This window comes from Nonomuraea maheshkhaliensis (assembly GCF_039529435.1).
GTDB classification, from domain to species: Bacteria; Actinomycetota; Actinomycetes; order Streptosporangiales; family Streptosporangiaceae; genus Nonomuraea; species Nonomuraea maheshkhaliensis.
The window spans coordinates 133,861-152,315 of record NZ_BAAAMU010000011.1; the positions used below are offsets into that span (position 1 = coordinate 133,861).

17 protein-coding genes are annotated in these 18,455 nt (G+C 67.8%); 12 read left to right on the forward strand and 5 right to left on the reverse strand.

Going from position 1 to position 18,455, the window contains the following annotated elements:
- The first annotated feature begins 624 nt into the window (after positions 1-624).
- Positions 625-993, forward strand: coding sequence for a hypothetical protein (locus ABFX54_RS10530; RefSeq protein ID WP_346103639.1), 369 nt, complete (start codon positions 625-627; stop codon positions 991-993).
- Positions 994-1,533: 540 nt separating this feature from the next.
- On the opposite strand, the gene ABFX54_RS10535 is transcribed toward ABFX54_RS10530, so the two are convergent.
- The 5 genes from ABFX54_RS10535 to ABFX54_RS10550 all read right to left on the reverse strand — a co-directional run bounded on the left by ABFX54_RS10535 (position 1,534) and on the right by ABFX54_RS10550 (position 4,433).
- Positions 1,534-1,740, reverse strand: coding sequence for a hypothetical protein (locus ABFX54_RS10535; RefSeq protein ID WP_346103640.1), 207 nt, complete (start codon positions 1,738-1,740; stop codon positions 1,534-1,536).
- 251 nt (positions 1,741-1,991) lie between these two features.
- The gene (locus tag ABFX54_RS10540; RefSeq protein ID WP_346103642.1) at positions 1,992-2,429 is read right to left on the reverse strand and encodes a hypothetical protein; all 438 of its coding nucleotides are present in this window, start codon (positions 2,427-2,429) and stop codon (positions 1,992-1,994) included.
- Entirely contained in the window at positions 2,411-2,833 is a 423-nt protein-coding gene (locus ABFX54_RS56895) for a helix-turn-helix domain-containing protein (protein WP_428834520.1), read from the reverse strand. The genes ABFX54_RS10540 and ABFX54_RS56895 overlap by 19 nt, the downstream gene beginning before the upstream one ends.
- On the reverse strand, positions 2,784-2,981 hold the full coding sequence (locus ABFX54_RS10545; RefSeq protein ID WP_346103644.1) for a transposase: 198 nt from the start codon (positions 2,979-2,981) through the stop codon (positions 2,784-2,786). The genes ABFX54_RS56895 and ABFX54_RS10545 overlap by 50 nt, the downstream gene beginning before the upstream one ends.
- A 93-nt stretch (positions 2,982-3,074) precedes the next feature.
- Positions 3,075-4,433 (reverse strand): hypothetical protein, encoded by a 1,359-nt coding sequence (locus ABFX54_RS10550; protein WP_346103646.1) that lies wholly within the window; start codon positions 4,431-4,433, stop codon positions 3,075-3,077.
- A 3,902-nt stretch (positions 4,434-8,335) separates the two neighbouring features.
- On the opposite strand from ABFX54_RS10550, the gene ABFX54_RS10555 reads away from it, so the two are divergent.
- The 11 genes from ABFX54_RS10555 to ABFX54_RS10600 all read left to right on the forward strand — a co-directional run bounded on the left by ABFX54_RS10555 (position 8,336) and on the right by ABFX54_RS10600 (position 18,423).
- Entirely contained in the window at positions 8,336-10,162 is a 1,827-nt protein-coding gene (locus ABFX54_RS10555; protein WP_346103648.1) for an MFS transporter, read from the forward strand.
- Between the two features lie 60 nt (positions 10,163-10,222).
- Complete coding sequence (locus ABFX54_RS10560; RefSeq protein WP_346103650.1) at positions 10,223-10,426, forward strand: hypothetical protein; 204 nt, start codon at positions 10,223-10,225, stop codon at positions 10,424-10,426.
- Positions 10,426-10,728 carry a hypothetical protein gene (locus ABFX54_RS56900; protein WP_428834521.1) on the forward strand — a complete coding sequence of 101 codons (303 nt, stop codon included), beginning with the start codon at positions 10,426-10,428 and terminating at the stop codon, positions 10,726-10,728. Before ABFX54_RS10560 ends, ABFX54_RS56900 begins: the two co-directional genes overlap by 1 nt.
- Positions 10,725-11,498 carry a maleate cis-trans isomerase family protein gene (locus tag ABFX54_RS10565; RefSeq protein ID WP_346103652.1) on the forward strand — a complete coding sequence of 258 codons (774 nt, stop codon included), beginning with the start codon at positions 10,725-10,727 and terminating at the stop codon, positions 11,496-11,498. The genes ABFX54_RS56900 and ABFX54_RS10565 overlap by 4 nt, the downstream gene beginning before the upstream one ends.
- Positions 11,495-12,718: an FAD-dependent oxidoreductase gene (locus ABFX54_RS10570; RefSeq protein WP_346103654.1), complete on the forward strand. Its 1,224-nt coding sequence runs from the start codon at positions 11,495-11,497 to the stop codon at positions 12,716-12,718. The genes ABFX54_RS10565 and ABFX54_RS10570 overlap by 4 nt, the downstream gene beginning before the upstream one ends.
- A gap of 67 nt (positions 12,719-12,785) precedes the next feature.
- On the forward strand, positions 12,786-13,526 hold the full coding sequence (locus ABFX54_RS10575; protein WP_346103656.1) for an aspartate/glutamate racemase family protein: 741 nt from the start codon (positions 12,786-12,788) through the stop codon (positions 13,524-13,526).
- Entirely contained in the window at positions 13,523-14,518 is a 996-nt protein-coding gene (hemB, locus tag ABFX54_RS10580; RefSeq protein WP_346103658.1) for a porphobilinogen synthase, read from the forward strand. Before ABFX54_RS10575 ends, hemB begins: the two co-directional genes overlap by 4 nt.
- 249 nt (positions 14,519-14,767) lie before the next feature.
- Positions 14,768-15,562: an SDR family oxidoreductase gene (locus tag ABFX54_RS10585; protein ID WP_346103660.1), complete on the forward strand. Its 795-nt coding sequence runs from the start codon at positions 14,768-14,770 to the stop codon at positions 15,560-15,562.
- 61 nt (positions 15,563-15,623) lie between these two features.
- Positions 15,624-16,781: a chorismate-binding protein gene (locus tag ABFX54_RS10590; protein WP_346103661.1), complete on the forward strand. Its 1,158-nt coding sequence runs from the start codon at positions 15,624-15,626 to the stop codon at positions 16,779-16,781.
- Positions 16,782-16,821: 40 nt separating this feature from the next.
- Positions 16,822-17,481: an isochorismatase family protein gene (locus tag ABFX54_RS10595; protein ID WP_346103663.1), complete on the forward strand. Its 660-nt coding sequence runs from the start codon at positions 16,822-16,824 to the stop codon at positions 17,479-17,481.
- A gap of 324 nt (positions 17,482-17,805) precedes the next feature.
- Positions 17,806-18,423: an alanine racemase gene (locus ABFX54_RS10600; RefSeq protein WP_346103664.1), complete on the forward strand. Its 618-nt coding sequence runs from the start codon at positions 17,806-17,808 to the stop codon at positions 18,421-18,423.
- Positions 18,424-18,455 lie beyond the last annotated feature (32 nt).

An 18,455-nucleotide genomic window follows, 5' to 3' on the forward strand; every position in this document is an offset into this window, starting at 1 on the left:
AAGCCTCCGCAGCCGAAGCTGTCGGGCATGTCACGAGCGCGCGGCAGGCGCGGTACGAGCGGCCTGTCTGCCCTGGTCGCCCAGCCTCCTGAGATCGCGCCCGTATCGGTGCCCGAGACCGAGCGGCCGCCGAGCACGACACCGGTCGACAAGCCGAGGGCGTCTTCAGCGGTTGCGGCCACTCCGGTAGTCCCGCCTCCAGCGGTGGCGCCCCCGGCCATCCCGCCCAAGGCGGCGCCCGAGGCGTCCAGTGAGATGCCGCCGGCACCGGCTGAGCGTAGTGCCGCCGCGGAGGTTGAGGAGCCGAAACACCAGGCGCCCGGCCGCCGTGGCGAGTCCACGCCTCCGGTCATCGACCAGGAAGCGGGGCTAGGTCAAGAGCGCGAACCCGCGGCTTCTCCGCAGGCCGACCGCAGCGTGCCCCCGGAAGCACCGTCAGAGCCTGTTGACTCCGCTTCCGCTCCTGTCCCGCACAAAACGCGCCGCCAGGCATCCCGGGCAGCCCAACCCGGCACACGCCGGCCGTCCGCGCCAAAGGCCGTGGCAGCCGAGTCGAGCGCGTATCAGACGCCTGAACAGATCAGCATCTACGTAACTCCCGCGGCCAAGGAACGGGCCAGGGCGATGAGCCGCATCGAGGGAATCGAGTACGCCCAGCTGGCGATGGACGCCATCGACCACTTCCTGAGCGAGGGCATGCTGTCGTTCCTGGTCCGGGCTCGTCTGGAGGTCAGCCGTCCCAACGGATCACATTTCCCGCCCCGCCGCAATCTCCGATCGAGGTCGAAGACAGGCGTTCGCCGGGTGCTCTGGCCGGTGCAGTTCCGGCCGGCTGAGCTCGATGTCCTCAACAGCCTTGTCAGCGAGACCGGGGCGGAGCACCTTTCCACACTGGTCTCCGTCGCGGTGGAGGCGTTCCTGCTGGATGATGACGACGCCGTCCCCTCTGCGCGGTCCCTGGCCAACGACGCGGTACTGCCACGCGGGAACTGAGAGGCGAGTATCCAGCATGGGGAGAGAGGCCCAGAAGCCGCCCGATCGGCGTCGGCCGCCACGGAACCCGGGGGCTGAAGGGCTGCGCAATCGTAGGATTCCGTCCTTGATCTTGTACGAGCTGCCCCCTTGCGGACGGTGACACGCCCAGGGTCTTCCCGGACTGCGGCCGCATCGATGAAGCTCCTCACCACGACCTCCTTTTCCGTGGTCAGCTGCCGGCCGCGAACCTCGGGCTCGTCGCCATCAGCAGCGCGCGTGCCCGTGCCGCCGACCTGTCAGGGCCACCGGCGTTGACGCGGGCAGCTGCCGGTGCCTCGACTCCTCGCGGCCGAGGGATCCGTCCGGTAGCCGGGGGCCGGGCACACGCGGGTCTCGGCGCGTTCTCCGGGGGCGGGAGAGCGGGGAACGTCCCCGGCAACCGCCGCCCTTGATTGATCTCCGCGCCGATCTCCGCGTAGGCCCCACAGGGATATCCGGAAGGCAGCAGATGATCTTCGCAATTCGGCCGCGGGCACTCATACCCCCGCCGCACCACGGTCAGAGCGCTGCGGCCACCGGGCGTCGTGGCGACATGCCGTAGCAGGGCAGCAGGCGGTGGCGGACACGTGCCGGCATCTGCCCAATCGTACGTCCCTTGATGATCTCTGTCTCAATCGCGGAGAGCACCAGTTCGCGGTCGCGCTCTGTCGTGCCCGTGAGCCACTCCGTCGGCAGCGCCGTCATCGCGCTCGGCGCGCCGCGCACTCGTACAGGTTGAGCCGGGCCAGCATCGGGGGGAGTGGTGAAGCAACCTCTCGCGCGACAGCGCGTTGTCGCCGGTTGCGCCCTTACGGTGAGGTGCCTCGCCTGCGGCGAGAGGGAGGTGATCTTGCCTCTCTTCTCGTGCTCAAACGTCGTGCTTCTGGGTCCGATCAGCAGCTTTGATCGTTTCCGATGAACCGTCCTGATCATTTCCAGTCAGAAGACCCGGACCAGTGCTGTCCGTGCCCGGCTTCCTAGGCGCGTCGTGGGTGCGGCAACGAGCCCGGCAGTTCTTCCGGCGGGTCCTCGTGGGCGCCGGCCGCTGTTACCCAGGTGACCTCGACGCCTCCCACGATCAGCGCGGCCAACCTCCACGACAGCGTTGCGCTGAGCTTGGTTCGGGCGTTAGCCGCCTCAGGCCGTTCCTCGATCGGCCATGCCCCAGTGATCTGGGAACGCCACTGGCCCTTGACCGTGTTCTTCTTGTTCTTGCGGATGGGACGGCGCGTGCGCAGCTTGGTGCACAGCTCACGCGGGATCAGCTTCCACCGGATCGTGTAGATCGCTCGGTAGATGCTTTCGTGGCTGATCCGCATGAGCGGGTTGCCAGCGTGCGTCAGCCGCAGATGTCCCACGATCTGCTCCGGGGACCACTCGTTGTCGAGCAGTTCGATCACCCGCCAGCGCAGCACCGGGTTGTCCTGCAGCGCGGACGGTTTGGGCGACGTGCCTGTTCTTGAGCGCGTTGCTCAGCGGCGAGCGCACGGTATTTCACCCGGCCGCCGTTGCGGGCGACCTCCCGGCTCACTGTGGATGCCGGGCGGCCGATCGACATGGCGATCGAACGGAGGAAGGCCCCAGCCTCGAGACCGCGAGAGATCGATTCCCGCTCCTCGGCGCTCAGCCGGTCGGCCCGGTGCACCCGCGCGGCTGGCGCGATGCCGCCATGGTGCAGCACCGTGAAAACCGACCCCGGAGACTTGCCCAGCGCCCGGGAGATCACGCTGATGGAGTCACCAGCGCGCCACCGCCGCCACAAGTCCTCTTTATCGCGTCCGACATCCCGGCCGACCCATCTGATCCACGTTCCACCCATCCACGAGCAGCGTTGGGTTGATCGTCTGAATCCAAGCCTGCGCGACCGAGCGGTCACCGCGTCGGCACAGCTCGACGATCTCGGCCTTAAAGTCCGGCGTGAACGAGCCGTGAGGACGCGGCTTCTTCTTCCCCATGTTCTCCACCATGGACATCCTTTCAGGGACGAACCCTTGATCTCGGATGTCCGTCAAACCGGATCAAGCACAGATGGCGGACTGTGGGATCGTGGGCAGGTTTTGTCACGATGCTCTCTTCCTTCGCTGTTCCGCTGCACGTCGCTGCGCCAGTAGCAGTGTCCCGGCCACGTTGCGCTTCCGGGCTGTCACCCAGGTTGTCCGCGCTGCCGCCAGGCGCTCGTGTAGATCGGCCCGCGTCTCGGCTGGCAGCATTGACGGCACGTGCGTACGCCTTGGAATCTCCGCTGTTGCCCGCTCCAACGTCTCGGTCCGCCGCGCCGTCTCCTCGCGCAGCCTCGCCTGCTCGGCTAGCGGGGCGGGCCGCCCGGCCAGCGTTACCTGCGACGGCAGCGGTCTGACCAGATTTCCATCCGACCCAAGCCAGACAGACACCCGCTTCTCCAGCATCGCCCGCAACCGCAGCGAGCTCCGCCAGTTCCGGCGGCGAGGCTCGCCGAGCACGGCGGCCACCGCCGTCCACTGCCCCATCTCCGGGTGTGTGTTGAGCACGTGCAGGAAGTCGCCCAGGGTGCCGCCCCGATCGAAGATCGGCTTCCCGATCCGGCCCAGATCCTTCGCCGACAGGCCCCGCAGCACCATCTGGTCACGCCGGATCCGCTCCCCGGCCGCGATTCGATGCCTCCTCTTCGTCGGCGTGGCGGTCAGCGGATACGGCGCATCCGTGTATGATCGCGCGCCCCTGCGTGGGAGATTCGCTGACCCGACAAGAGAAACCCTTGAAAACCTGGGAGTGCACGTTTCGTCCACACGCCGGGCGCGAACACGCTCGGCGACCTCCGGATCGATCATCCGGAACGGCACCGTCGCCACCGGCCAGGGCACGTCATCCCACGGCCCAGCCACGATGCTCGCCTGCGTGCCGCGCACCCGACGGCGAAGCTCCTCCGACAGCGCCCCGTACTCCACCTCCAGCTCCTCGGCCCAGAACTCGCCGTACAACGCCTCCAGGACCGCGACGGGGACGATCAGCGCGTACTCGGCCGCCATGTTGTGCGGGTGGCCATGCCGCCCGTGGGTCACCGTGGCGAGCAGCCCGTGCGTGCGCCGCCAGGCAAGCTGGTTGGCCAGCGTGCGGCGGCTCACGCCGGCGTCGGCCGCGAGCGTCTCCCACGTCATGCCGCGCCGGGTCTGCATGTTTGGTTCGACGTTGCGCGCGAGGGCCTCGCCGACGAGGCCGTGGCTGCGCAGCCAGTTCTTGTAGTGCCGAGTCCCGCCGACCACGTACGCCTCGCACTCCAGCCACACAATGATCGAGGGCGCGATGACGTGCTCGGTCGGGATGACCGGGTCTGATGAGCTCTCGACGCTCTCGCTGTGGGGGCATCGGGTCACTTGAGGCTCCGGCGCGTGTGGGAGTTGCGCTCTGACATCCGAAGCAGGCAGGGGCCAGAAGGGAAACATGGCCCGCTTAGGTCGTGGCGGGTACACCGGTCGTAGCGACGGTGTGCCTCAACCGTGGTCGCGGGCGCTCGTTTGACATTCGCTTTAACTGCGAGCGGGGTGTCACCCGTTTTTGGGTACACCAAATACAGCGCATGGCTGTTCATAGGTGCTCCGTGCGTTTCAGAGTGCACTTAATAGAGCTGCCGACGGTCTCTGTCTGTTCGGCGGCTAGATGAGTGCCGTTATGGAGTCTGTGGGTGAGGCCCAGATGTGGGCGCGCGGGTGATGGGGTCAGGTCAGAGGCGGCTCCAAATCCATGAATAGGTGTGCTAAGCCAAGGTGTGCATTCGTTGCGCTGCATCCGGGTCGGTGCGGGGCCTTGCCAGAACAAACCAGATGCAACGCACGGCTAACGGAATATTTCGTGTGAAATTTGGGTATACCAAACAAAGGTGTTGGCGACTTTGAGTCGCTTGGCACCTGCTGTGTGGGCGTATGAGTTCTGTGCAGAGCCAGGGATGTCGCGTCCGGCGTGATTCAGATCAGAAGCGCCTCCCGTAGGGAAGCTTCGAGCCGGCAGCAGGATCGCGCCCGTGGGCCTTCTTGAGGGCACTTGGGCGCGGTGAGGTGAGACGTCTTACAGAGCTGGCTTGTCTTAGGAGACACGCTGGTCGTGTTCTCCCGCCATCGGTCCTGGCTGCAGTAGCCCGACAGCCCAGTTCGTCCCTGTCCGATCGCCTTGTGGTGGCTAGCGGGAAGGAAGGGCGCATGCGAACGGCCTGCAGGGTGGGCCGCCGGGTGGGCCCGCGCGATGAGACTGTCACCATGCCCATGCGATTCCTGCATAGCAGCACTGGCAGGGGCATGGCGTGCTGGCAGGAGGGCCCACCAAGATTGCGACACGCCCAAGATCCCGAACTTGATGTCGCAAGGTGTTCGGGAATACACCGGAAACGCGCAGGTCCCGGCGGTAGAGTGACGGATCGGCGCAGCGATATCGTGCGACAGCGGCGTGCCCAAAAGAGGCAATGCTGGGCTGACCCGGTGGCCCTGAGGTATGCTCGGCTCCAGGCAAAAGCTCAGGCCCGGCCTGGCATGCCGAGGTTCCAGCGTGATGGTCACGGGTAGGACCCTCACGTAGGTACACCCCGCACGTCAGCGGGCTAATTGAAGAGACGCCTTGCGGTATGGAGCGCCAACTCGGACGCAAGGAATCTCATTGGATGTCGTGAGGCGTCCCGGTTCTCCGGGGCGCCCACGCTCGTTTAGGGGCCCACGTCTTCCCCTCCTGGGTGTGCGAGGTTACGAGGGCTCACGCAGCTGACCTAGTCCTTGACGGACGGGCAAGGCTTGGGGCCGCCGAACGTCTGGTGGGCAGTTCTTGACGGTCGCTGGCATTCAGTTGGTGTTGAGGGCTGTGATCAGTCGGGTTGTCAAAGCCAGGCAGCATACAAGCTTCGACCGTTCGGGACGCTGCCTGCTGACGCGCACGTTCGCGGCGCGCCTTCTCCTTGCGAATGAGTTGACCGAGCAAGACGTTGAGTGACACTCCATCCTCGGCCGCCATCGTGTGGCCGTCGACAAGCTCTGCCCCGAGGAGACGGGCAGAGGTCTTGAAGATCTTGTCAGGGTGGGCGGCAGCCTCCGGCAGGCACGTCGCCACTCCACCTCGCTGGCCTCTGCGGCTAGGAAGGGCTGCGGTCGTCGTCGATGTTGCCATGAGGCTAGATCTTGCCGTACTTGAGGACGAAGTGGCGTCACTTCCGCTCGGCGAGTCGTACTTTTCTTGCTGAAGTCCTCGATCGGGATGGCAGAAGCTCTCACGAGCGGCCAAACCTCCTTCCAGCGCCTGCTGGCACTGAGGTACAGCGATGAGGGTTCGAAAAGAAGCGTTCGGGCCCGCCCGCTCCTCTCGCCGGCCCCACGCGGAGCACAGGTGTTGCCTGAACACTTGGTATCGGGGGCGATGGTCCTGCCTGGCTGAGCAATAAGAGACCTCATCGAGCGGCGTCCCATACTTTGAGGTGGCATTGTGCATCAGGCCTTGTACACCGTTCGACTTTGCTGCGCGCAGCCCAGTGTGTATGCGCCAACGAGCAGCCAGTCGCAATCCGTAACTAAAGGTTGCACGGTTGATCGTAGGTTGGCCTGTGGCCGCCAACTGCCGCTCTCGCTCGCCTCCTATCGCTCACAACTTCACACCTTGTGGCTGAGCATGATGGCTGGCCCTTGGGCATGCTAGTTGGTCCAGGCAGGGGCCAGTCCGACGTCCTGCTGGGCGTCACGCCGGAGTTCTGCACGTCGACCTCCTCGAGCACGTCTTCCAACGTGCTGTTCTGCTTCGCCACCAGACCACGCGTCGATCCTTGTCCGGAGACGTGCAGGGCCAACCAGCGCCCCCACAGGCCAGCTAGCGCTCCCGAGGTCACCCATGCTCAGGGAGAACTCACGCGCCAAGTCATAGATCACAAATTGGATACATAGCGACTTCACTCTCGTTTTGACTGTCAGTCATGCCTCCTTGACACCTACACTCTCTCATCGTTATCTGACAGGCACTGTCAACAAGAGTCAGGATGTCATGTCTCAGCTTGGAATAGGGCTCTCCTCGGTGAAGGATCGTCCATTCGCCCGGGCCGCCTCCGGAGGCAAGAGCTCGATGAACTGGATGACCTCCTGCAACCGTCTGCTTGCAGGGCCAGGTTCTCAGGCTGCTCAAGGAGGGGTTGGCCGCGCTACGACGAGGAGTACTGGTAGCGCTGCTGCGGTGAGGGTCAGGCCCCAGTCGCTCCGCGGCCATCTCCCCCATTTAGGAGGGACCCTCGTCATGTCGTACTCTTCTCCGTTCGACTCTGCTGGGTTCGTGGCCCGACATGCCTCGGGGGCCGCTCCAGGCGCGGACATGCCGCGGTCCTCCACATCGCTGACGTTTTCAAGTCGTGCTTCTCGGAAGGCGCGGAGCGGGCGGTCGATAAGCACGGACGAGGCGATGGTCGGAGCCGTCTTACGGATTTGTGGACGCTTGTGTGAGACCCCTCAGATCGAAGTTGTTCCGCTGCCCCGAGGCGGCGTGTGTGTCGAACTTCGTGACGCGCTGGACGGAGGACATCGTTGGCTCCTCGGCCATCAACTCCTCCATGAGTTGGCGTTGGTTGGTTGGCGTGTGGTGGTTGACGACACACGGTTACTGGTTCTGGGTTGGAGCGCAGCCGAACTGCAGCACCGGCTGAGCGTGCTGCAGCGATCACTTCTCCAGCTTCGTCACGTAGAGCCGACGGTCGGAGTCGCTGTTGCCGCGACTGAGCAGCATCGCCGCCGCATGAGCCAGCCGACCCTCACGTCGGCATCAGCGGAGGTGGTTGCTGACGTGGAGCGGGAGCATCTTCGCTGGCCGGCTCGCTTGGCGGAGCTGGAGGGCCTGGAGCGCACGTCCCGGCATCGGATGCTGAGGCACCAGCTGGATCAGTCTCTCTGGCTGGAGGGCCAGCTCCGCAAGGCGTGTTCATGGCATTCGGCCGTGGCCGCTAAAGCCGTTGAGGTGATGTGGCAGATCCTGACTCGTGAGGGATTGACCGGCTCCCGTGCACGGACGACGGCCATGGAACGAGTCTGCGGTGACTTACGTGGGGAAGGAACGGGTCAGGCCCGGAATCTTGGGCCGGCGATGAGCGCATGATGGCCGCTCATCTTGAGACGACGCAGGCGATCTTCATGGCCTGTGATGCCGTGGGAGCCCGTCCGTCGTTGCAGGCGCCCGCAGCGTTGGCTGGCCGGGGACGTCCCTGGCATCGGGCGAGTCGCCGGCGCTACGGATTGAGGGATGTAAGGCCCGAGCTGGCGCGTCAGCGGATGGACGGCGCGATAGCGATGAGCCCTCCAGCAGGTCACGGCGCGCTGGCCGACAAGCGAGGAGAAGTCCCATGCCGGTGACTTCCTCTGCGCCGTCGCAGCATCGCCGGATGGCTGCACCCCATGTTGGCGGTGGCCGATCGGTCATCCTGGTGATGGTTTGCTCCCTGGTGATGCTCGTGGTGATGGCTGACACCGTGGCCGCCACCATCGCCATGGGTGTGCTCGCAGCGCCGCCCGTGCCTGAAGTGGTGTTGCCGGGTGAGCTGGCGCACAAGCTCGGGGTTGGTGGTCTGCCGTGGCTTGCGACCAGTTTCCTTGTACCGTTCGCCGCCTTCCTGTGCTTCGCTGGTCAACTGGCCGACCGGCTGGGGCATCGCTTCGTCCTCGGCGCGGGCGCGGCGCTCTTCACCGCGGCGACTGCCGGGATGCTGGCCGCGCCCACCTGGCTAGTGCTGCTCAGTGGACGAGCAGCGCAAGCAGGAGGCGCGGCGCTGATGGTGCCGGCCTCGCTGGGGCTACTTGTGAGCCGGCTGCCGGCGGCGCGCCGCCACGTGGGCATCGGGTGGTGGACCGGCGCGGGCGGGCTGGGCGCGGTGCTGCTGCAGGGCGGCGGAGGCGCGCTCGCCGATGCGCTCGGCTGGCGCGCGCTGTTCGGGCCAGGCCTGCTCTTGGCGGCCATGCTGGTGTGCCTGACGGTGCTGCTGCCACCCGATGGCCAACGCGCCGGGTGGCTACCCGATGCTGTGGGTGCCTGCCTGCTGGCGATTGGGATCGGTGCCCTGGTGATGCTGATCTGTCAAGGTCCCTCGTGGGGGTGGACCTCCACCCGGATCCTTGCCGCCGCGTTCGTCGCTGCGCTGGGACTGTGCGGAGCGCTGCTCCGTTCACGGGCACATCCGCGCCCGGCTGTGCCCATCATGCTCTGGCGGCAGGGCAGCATCCGCTGGGGCTGGCTGATGTCAGGCGCCTACGGCCTGCTGTCGGCTCCTATCTTGACCTTCGGGCCCAGCTATCTCGTGGCGGCGAACCTCGGCGGGTGGCGCGCGAGCTACCTGCTGGCTCCGATCTCGGTGGCAGTGCTCCTGGCCGGACCTTTGACAGGTGCGGCCGTGCGCCGGTGGGGAGATTCCGCTCTCGCCTACGGCGGGGCCTGGACGGTCATCGCCGCCGGCACGGTACTGTCCTGGGCACTGCCGGCACAGAACGGTCTTGCCGCGCTGGCGGCGCTGGCCGGGCTAGGGCTCGGATTGGGCGTCCTGTCCACGGTGGCCGCCGCGGCGGGCAGCCGCACGGAGTTCCCCGATCAGATGGCCGCGGCCAGCGCGGCCAGTATGACCATGCGCCAAAGCGGGATGGCCCTCGGCGTGGCCGGAGCAGCGGTGCTGGTCAAGCATCCGTTTCTGGACGGCCAGGCAGCCGGTTACCACTCCGCCCTGGGTGTGTGCCTGGTGGTGGCGGGGTGGTGCGGGATGGCCGCAGTGGCCCGGCCCCTGTGGCACGCCTGGACCGACCGCCCTCGCGCCCCAGCGTCGGCCGGCGACCGGCCTGCGGCCGCAGTGCATGCCAAAGTGCCGCGAGAGGCCCTGACGCAGTTGCATCACTCGCTGATCGAAGTCGCCCGGGCGGCTGAAAGCTGGATGGCGCAGCACGAACGTTCGCGCGTATCCGCCTCTTCGGCGACACCGCCGGTGCCCGTCCCGCTCAAACCATCCGCGCTGGCGGACGGTGCCGGCTTGTCCCCACCCATGGTGGCGACAGGAAGCATCGCTCGCCGTTGCACCTGCCATCCACGACTGGATCCGCTGGAGGCGACCTTGCTGCATGCGGCACCTGCCCTCACGCGGGAGCGCCAGTCGGTCCTGGCACCGGTTCCCGCTCCAGCACCTTCTCCTTAACTCCCGCTCAGCCAGCCGCCTTCCCGCAGCTGCCAGTCTCCGGAAGAGAGAACCACGCCCGTGCTCATCACCGTCGCGATTGACGCGGATCCCACCCGCGCTCAGCGCACCCATTTTCTCCATGCGCTTTCCATGACCGCGTGTGCTGTCATGAACCTTCAGCCTGGCCAAATCCGGCTCACGGTCACCGAGATCGACGCCCAGGCTCGGGCCCGCGCTAAGCGGGAACGAGCCGTGCTCCTGGCCTCCTGGACCGGCTGCTGATGTGCGCTTCCATCAGCAGCCCTGCCTCGTCGTGCAGCGCCGATGTTGCGGCGGCGCTGCACGACATGGCTCAGCGCACCGTCGCCAGAGAGTTAGCCCGGCTGGAAGCACGCGCCAGCTTGCCGGAGACCGCGCGCACGGAGGTCGCTGCCACACTGCAGCGGATCACGACTGCCTTGGTGCATCCGGCGTGCAGCTGGCTCCTGCACGTGTCCGGAACTCCTGCAGAGGCCCGATACCTCGACGCCGTGCGACAGCTGTTCGCGCTCCCCGCGGTGACGACGATCGGAGCAGCGCGATGACGGCAGCCAGGCCCGCAGATGCCGTCTCGGCGCTGCACTCTCACGCGCGCGCCCGGGTCGGCCTCATCGTGCCGCCGGCCAACCCGGCCGCCGAACCGGAGATCGGACATCTGCTCGGCAGCGTCAGCACGCTGCACACCACCCGCTTTGCGGTGAGGCACGAGCCGTTACGGGACAGGCTGGCGAGCTACAACCGAGATTTGCCCGACAAGATCGGCTCCTTCGGAGGACTGCCCCTGGACGCGCTGGTGATGGCCTGCAGCGGGTCACGCTATCTGCTGGGGCCGCAGCAGGACGAGGAATCCTGCACCGAGCTGAGCGCTCGCTGGGGTGTCCCGGTCGCGACGGCCACCTTCGCCACGCGCGAGGTTCTGCGGCGTCTCGGCAAGAACGATCTCGTGCTGGTGTCACCGTACAAGCCGTGGCTGACCGAGCAGGCGCTCCACTTCTGGGAGCATGCCGGCTGGCAGGTGCGGGTGGTCGCGGTCAGGACCGCGGACGGTGCACACGCCCCGTACGAGATCGGCGCCGACGAGCTCGTCGAGCAGGTCGAGCAGGCCGGCTTGCCTCACGACGCGGTGGTGCTGTGCACCGGCACCGGGATGACGACCCTGCCGGTACTGCCGTATCTCGCGGCGGACACCGAGCGTGTCGTGCTCACCTCCAATCTGTGCGCAGCCTGGTGGACACTCGGCCAGATCGGAGCTTGGCCTGACGCGAACGTGCCCTGGTCGCTGGCGCGCCTGGCCGAGCAAGGATTTCTGCCATGACCGGCCACAGGCCTCACGTCATCGTGGCAGGGGCAGGTCCGGTCGGGCTGACCGTCGCCTTGACTCTGGCCCGTGCCGGTGTGGCTGTCACCGTGCTCGAGCGCCAGACAGAGCTCGCCAGTGTCTCCCGGGCGGCGACCTTCCATCCGGCGACGCTGGACCTGCTGGCTGATTTCGGTGTCACCGAACCGTTGGCCGCCGCCGCGACGCTGGTCGACAGGCTGCAGTGGCGCACCCGCCACAGCGAACGGCCGCTGGCAGAGCTGCGCATGACCCTCCTGGACGGCCTGACCGGTCACCCCTTCCGGCTGCACGCCGAACAGAGCACGCTGACGAGGCTGCTGGCCGATGAACTGGCCAGGTATCCGCATGCCGAGGTACGGCCAGGCACCGCAGTCGACGGAGTCACCCACACCGCCTCCCAGGTGCGGGCTCACACCCGGCGCGGCTGGCAGGAAGCCGATTACGTCATCGGTGCTGACGGCGCACGCAGCAGTGTCCGTGCTGCTGTCAATCTGGAGTTCCCGATCACGCCTTACCCCACGCTGGCCTTACGCATCTTCACCGACTCGCCCCTGTCCGAACATCTGCCGGGCCTGGCACCGCTCACCTACGTGCGGGACCCGAATCTGTCGTGCAGTCTGCTGCAGTTACCCGATCACTGGCGGATGGTGATCCGGTTACCGTCGCGTCTCGCGGCCGGATTGACCGATGACATGGTGAAGGTCCTGGCCCGCCAGGCTCTGCCGAATGCACGTGAGCCGCACATCGTCCACTGGCACACCTACCCGCTGGTGCGCGCTGTGGCATCGCAGTTCCGGCGCGGACGTGTGCTGCTCGCCGGGGACGCCGCACACCTGACGTCAACCGCCGGCGGCCTCAACATGAACGCCGGCATACACGACGCCGTCGAACTGGGACGCGCTCTGACCCAGGTGCTGACCGGCGCGGCCGGCCCCGTGGCACTCGACGCCTGGGCCGCCCGGCGCCGCACGATCATGCTCAACATGATCATTCCGCGCAGCGAGGCTCGCGTGGCCGGCCTCGAGGGCAACGGCGAGCACGGCGCCGAAGCCACAGACAGCACGAACTCGCTCGCCAGCCTCGTCGACCAGATGCGCACCCTGTCGGCGGACCCGGAGGCCGCCCGGGCCTGGCTTGTCCAAGCCTCGATGCTCGACACCATCCCGCTGCCCGACATGCACCCGATAGGTACCTGACATGCAGATATGGCGCTGCTGGATGCAAAAGCATGCCGCCGCAGGACGGTCGACGAGCCTGGATGAGATGTACGCCAAACACATCGCCGCCATCGCCCGCACCAGTACCGTCGACCTTCACACCCTGCCGCCGCACGCCTACGACTCCACGCTGCCCGAACAACTCGTCGGCCACGGTGACAGCGGGCTGCTGATCAGCAACTTCTTCGCCGACAGCGCCGTGACCGCCGAAAAGCAGGGCTATCACGCCTGGATCAGCGCGGCCGGGCAGGATCCCGGCCTCCTCGCCGCGCGAACACGCTGCTCGATTCCCGTGGTGGGGTACGGCGATGTCGTCTGGCAGGCCGCCCGGGCCGAGCAGCACCGCCTCGGTGTGCTCGGCTTCCACCCCGGCCTGCGCGAGCCGATCACGGCCAACATCGCCGCAGCAAGCGCTCCGCTGGCCCGCTACCACGTGGTAGAGCACGGGCCCGAGCTCGTCACGCGGGCACTGAACGGCTCCTTCGACCCGCTCCTCAACGCCTACAGCCAAGCCGCCGCCCAAGCCGCCCAGGCCGGTGCGCAGTGGCTGGTCCCGGCCGAAGGCATCGTCAACGAGATCTTCGTCCACCTGGACCTGCACGAGATCGAGGGCCTGCCCGTCATCGACCCCGGCGGGTGGGCGATCAAACAAGCCGAGCATCTGTGCGAACTGCGCTCCTTACGCATCGTCGCCCGCCCCACCACCGGGTACTGGCGCAGCCGCACTCCCGAGCCGCTGCTGGAACGCCTGCAACAGGCACTCCAGCCCGAAAGGACAAGCCGATGAGAAACGACCTTGTACACCGGCCGCGCCGACTGCGTCGCACGCCGGCGCTACGCCGCCTGACCGACACCACACACATCGCCCGCTCCAACCTCGTCTTGCCGCTGTTCGTCAGCGAAGTGCTGCCAGAACCCCGGCCGATCGACAGGATGCCGGGAGTGGTCGTGCATACCCGCGACACGCTCCGGAAGGCCGCTGCGGCAGCAGCCGAAGCCGGAGTGGGCGCTCTGATGTTGTTCGGCGTCCCGGACCCCGACCGCAAGGACACCACCGGCAGCCAGGCGTGGGCCGCCGACGGCATCACCCAGCAGGCGCTGACGGACCTGGCCGCCGAAGTGGGGGAGAAGCTGGTGCTGATCGGCGACGTCAACCTCGATGAGTGCACCACCCACGGCCACGCCGGCGTTCTCGGCGACGACGGCGACGTGGACAACGACGCCACCCTTCAGACGTACGCCAAGGTGGCCGTGGCACAGGCTCAGGCAGGCGCCCACATGGTGGCCCCCAGCGGCATGATGGACGGCCAGGTAGCGGAGATCCGCCACGCCCTGGACGAGGCCGGCTATCCGCATACGCCGATCCTGGCGTATGCCGCCAAGTACGCTTCTGCGTTCTACGGACCCTTCCGCCAAGCCGTGAACTCCTCGCTCACCGGCGGCGACCGGGCCACCTACCAGCAGTCGACGGCCGGCTCGGTGCGCGAGGCGCTGCACGAGGTTTGCCTGGACGTGGCGCAGGGCGCAGACGTCGTCATGATCAAACCCGCTGGCCTGTATCTCGATGTCATCCAAGCCGTCCGCGACCAGGTCGACGTGCTGGTGGCGGCCTACCAGACCTCAGGAGAATACGCCCAGATCGAGGCCGCCGCCGCCTTCGGCTGGCTTGAGCATCGCGACAAGGCGATACGGGAGAGCCTGCTGGCCATCCGCCGGGCGGGTGCCGATCTCATCATCACCTACTGGGCCACCGAGGTTGCCAAAGGGGCCGATCACTGATGCCCGTACACCGACTGGATGGGATGAGGCCACGCAGGCCCGCCACCGCCTTGGCAGCGCTACCCCCGCTAGCAGCGCTGCGGCCGGCCTCGCTCATACCCGGCGGAAGAGGGCGCCTGCCGAGCTGCCCTGCAGTCGCGGCTGCGCTCGAAAAGCATGTGCCGGCGGACGTTGCCGCAGCCTCGCCCCGCCACGCCGTCGGCGATCGAGCCCGCAGCGCCCCCGGCTTCCACATCGGAGGAGTCGCTCGTGCTGCCTGACCACACCGCCTGCCTCGAGCGCGCCCGGTCCGAGGAGATGGCAGGCCGGGTGGTGCTCATCACCGGCGCGGCCAGCGGGATCGGCCCAGCCATCGCCACAGCCTTCGCCGCTGCGGGCGCCACCGTGGCAGCGGTCGACCTGCCCGGCTCGCCCCTGGCTGAGCTCGTCGCCGCGATCCCCGGAATGGTGGTGTACGCCGCCGACTTGAGCGATCCGTCGGCCGCCGCGGAGATGGTGGCTCACGTGGAACGCCACGCCGGCCCGATCGAGGTGTGCGTGCAGGCGGCCGGCACGTTCTCAGCCGCCGCGGTGACCGAGACAACCGCCGTGCAATGGCGGCACATGTTCGCCGTCAACGCAGAGGCGACCTTCCACGTGGCCCGCTCAGTGGCACAGGTGATGATCCCGCGCCGGCGCGGAGCCATCGTCACCATTGCCTCCGACGCCGCCAGTGCCCCGCGCGTCCATTCCGCCGCCTACGCCGCCTCCACAGCAGCCGCTGTGATGTTCACTCGCTGTCTCGCCCTGGAATTGGCGCCCCACGGCATCCGGTGCAACGTCGTCTCACCTGGACCAACCGACACCGCCACGCTGCAAGCCACCGGCCCAGACCTTACCGGCACGATCGCCGGCGCTCTCGATCGATGGCGGCAAGGCATCCCGCAAAGACGGGTGACCCAGCCCACCGAGATCGCCGAGGCGGTCCTGTTCCTGTGCGCGGACCGGGCCCGGCACATCACGATGCGCGAACTCATCGTCGACGGAGGCGCCAGCCTCATCTGACCACCCGTCCGCTCCGGCCCTCGTATCGCAATCCGGGAGATACCCACCCATGCTCCTGCCCGTGTCTCCGCCTGAAACCCCACCCGCCTACGAGCACGTTGTTCCGCTGCTCAGCCGCTATAGGCCGGGCGACCTCCTGCTGACCGGCACGTCCTACAGTCTTCTGGCCCGCAGCGATCGTGTCCTGACCGGCATCCCCCTGGACGAGCTACCCGCCATCGTGACCAACTGCCTGGACGCCCGCTCGCCTGCCCTCGCGGCAGGTGCGATCACCATCGACGGCACCCACTGCCGCATCACCCTGTGTCAGGACCCGAAGTGGGCGGGCCCGCCTCCGATGCACCCCTGCGTCCGGTGCGAGTCCTTCGACTGGCAGGTCAGCGCGATCCCGGGCCAGGACGGCTACCTCCAGGCGGTCCAGACCGCCCGCGATCGGATCGCCGGCGGCGACCGGGACACCGTCGTCCTCGCCTGCTCGCTGGACCTGACCGGGCAGCGCCCGCTGCTGGTGCGCGACCTGCTGCGGCACCTGGGCGGAGGAGGCATGCATACCTACGCGGTTCCTCTTGGCGGCGAGCAGGTCCTCCTTGCCGACTGTCCTGAACTGCTGGTCGCCAAGCACGGCTCCACCGTGACCGCCACCTCGCGATCCGGCTTGGCCCGGCGCGATCTCGCTGACCCGGCTGAGGACCGCGCCATCGCTGAGCGGCTGCTGCTGTCGGTCGAGGACCGCCACGAACACCAGTTCCTCACCGACGCGGTCGCGGCCGCCCTGAGACCCCATTGCCAGCGCCTGCACGTGCCCGAGCCCACCGTGCTGGCCACCCCCACCGTGTGGCACCTGTCCACGCCGATCAGCGGGCGGCTCACCGACCCCGCACCCACCTCGCTGGAACTGGCCGCCACCTTGCACCCCACCCCCGCCAGGTGCGGCACCCCCACCAGTCAGGCTGCTGCCCTGATCACCAAGCTCGAGGCAGGCATGTGCGTCGAGCGCGGCTTCTACGCCGGCCTCATCGGCTGGCAGGACGCTCACGGGGACGGCGAATGGGCGATCACGCTGCACGGGGCCGTCCTGGACGGGCAGCACCACCTGCGGATGTACGCCGGCGCCAGCATCGCCGCCGCCTCTGACCTCGATGCCGTGCTGACCCAAACCGGCGACACCTTCGCGGCCATGCTGCACGCCCTGCATTACGAACCCGACACCGCCCGCTGATCCGCCCTCCTGTGCGCCTTCGATCCGGAAAGGCCCTTCGATGCCGCTGCCCGCCATCCCCCACTACGACATGCCGGCCGCCCTGGCCGCTTCCGCGGTGCACTGGTCACCGCAGCGCGACCGCGCCGCGCTCTTGGTGCACGACATGCAGAACTACTTTCTGCGCCCCTTCGAAGGTGACCGCGTGCTGGGCGCGCTGCTGGCCAACGTGCACGCCTTGCGTCAGGCCTGCGCCGAGCACGGCATCCCCGTCATCTACTCCCGGCAGGCAGGTAGCCAGAGTGCCGGCGAGCGCGGCCTGACAGCGGAGTTCTGGGGCCCGGGCATGAGCGACTCTCCCGCCGACACCGCCATTCCCGAGGCCATCGCCCCCCGCCCCGGCGACCACGAGGTGATCAAACGGCGCTACAGCGCCTTCCATGACAGCACTCTGCGGCAGCTGCTCACCGACCTGGACCGAGACCAGCTGATCATCTGCGGCGTCTACGCCCACATCGGCATCCAGCAGACCGCCGCCGACGCGATGCAACACGACCTGCCCCCGTTCGTCGTCGCCGACGCGGTGGCGGACTTCGACCGTGACCGCCATGAGACGGCGCTCAGGTACGTCGGCGACCTGTTCGGCCGGGTGCTGCGCGCCCACAACGTGATCACAGCCTTCAGCCAGCAGCGCCAGGCCCGCTCAGGCGCCGCCGGCTGAACAGCGCGCGTCTCGCCTCGAGGTCAGCACTCGCACGCGCCGTTCCCCACGCCCCCACCCGGCCAGTTCGCCCAGAGACCGCCGGCCTGGGCGGGCACACCACCACGTCCTGTCTCCTCGCCCGCGCTGTTGCGGGCCACCACACCTGCCCACCCAAAGGATCCTTGTGACAGTCCTTCACCCCGACGCCCGGCCGGCCGCGCGACAGGCCGCCCTCTGCCCTGACGGCGGCCGCGACTGGCCCCTGACCTCACCCGCTCACGACACCACCCGCGGCACAGCCCAGCTTGCCGCAGCCTCCACCGTGGTGTCGCGGGGTCGGCCATGAGGCGGGCGACGACCCGTGCGAGGCCCCTGGCCGCGCCCGTCCGCGCAGCAAACCACCGGACCGCCGAGACTCCCACCCTGACCCTCGACCTGGAACAGATCCGCCGTAACCACGACCTGCTCCGCACCGCCTTCCCCAGCACCTGGCTCTATTACGCGGTCAAGGCCAACCCGGCCCCCGGCATCCTGGCCACGCTCGCCACCGCCGGGTGCCGGTTCGACATCGCCAGCATCGGCGAAGCCTTCGCCGCGCTCGCCGCCGGCGCCGATCCCGCACACCTGTCCTACACCACCCCGATCAAGAAGTTCGCCGACATCAAGGCCGCCCACGAGCTAGGCGTGCCCTGGTTCACCGCGGACAGCGCCGACGAGGTCGACAAGGTCGCAGTCGCCGCGCCGGGGGCGACCCTGTTCGTGCGCATCGCCGTCGGCAATGACGGCGCGGCCGCCCCGTTCGGTGAGAAATTCGGCTGCGATCCCAGGCACGCCGCGGACCTGCTGCGCCGCGCCACCCACGCCGGGCTGTCTCCGGCCGGCGTCAGCTGGCATGTCGGTTCCCAGCAACTCGACGTCCACGCCTGGGACAAACCGATGGGTGTAGCTCTTTTGCAGTGACTTATTCGATCAGGCGCCGAGGGTGTATTCGT